This window comes from Pseudoalteromonas sp. S558 (assembly GCF_005886635.1).
GTDB classification, from domain to species: domain Bacteria; phylum Pseudomonadota; class Gammaproteobacteria; order Enterobacterales; family Alteromonadaceae; genus Pseudoalteromonas; species Pseudoalteromonas aliena.
This window is the reverse complement of record NZ_PNDU01000170.1, coordinates 1-729: the sequence shown is the minus strand read 5'-3', so window position 1 is coordinate 729 and position 729 is coordinate 1. Positions and strand designations below refer to the sequence as shown.

Annotated in this window: 1 pseudogene; it reads left to right on the top strand. The window is 34.8% G+C overall.

The features are described 5' to 3' along the window. Positions 1 to 5: 5 nt before the first annotated feature. Positions 6 to 692 (top strand): annotated as a pseudogene (locus tag CWB66_RS12705) (IS1634 family transposase); the annotation flags it as partial. Between the last annotated feature and the right edge of the window lie 37 nt (positions 693 to 729).

Sequence of the window (729 nt, the reverse complement as noted above, 5' to 3'; positions counted from 1 at the left end):
ATTAAACAATTTCTCTAGAAAAATCCTCTATAAGCACAGCCATAACAGCCAACCAATGGGTTAATATTGATGATAATTATCAATATGTTATTGAAGAGGTTGAGCATATGGGGATAAAGCAAAGATGGATGATTATTTATTCAAAGGCAGCTAATAGCCGAGCACAAAAAAGCATTGTTCGACAAGTTGAGCGAGCACACACAGGCATCAAAAAAGACCTCTTCCATTTACAAGCTCAACGTTTCGCTTGTCAAACTGACGCACAACGCGCATTAGATAAATTAGCGAAAAAGATGAAGCATCATCAAATAGCGACTCAGCAATTTATTAAGCATAAAGTCTATGAAGGTAAAGGGCGACCTAAAAAAGATGCGCCAGTAAAAAATATTGAATGGCAAATCACGGCAGAAATTGAAGAAAATGAAACCGCAATAAAACAGATTGTAGAACAAAAGTCATGCTTCGTATTAGCAACGAATATAGATAAAAAATCGCTTTCACCTGAAGATTTACTTAAGCACTACAAAGCACAATCTGAAGTAGAAAAAGGGTTTAGGTTTTTAAAAGATCCCTTATTTTTTGTATCATCATTATTTATCAAAAAGCCAAGTAGAATAGATGCTCTGTTGATGGTGATGACACTTTCATTGTTAGTTTATTCAATCTCGCAAAGCGGAATGAGTGCGAATATGACAAATTAAATAGCAACGATATCCACTACAAGCAATA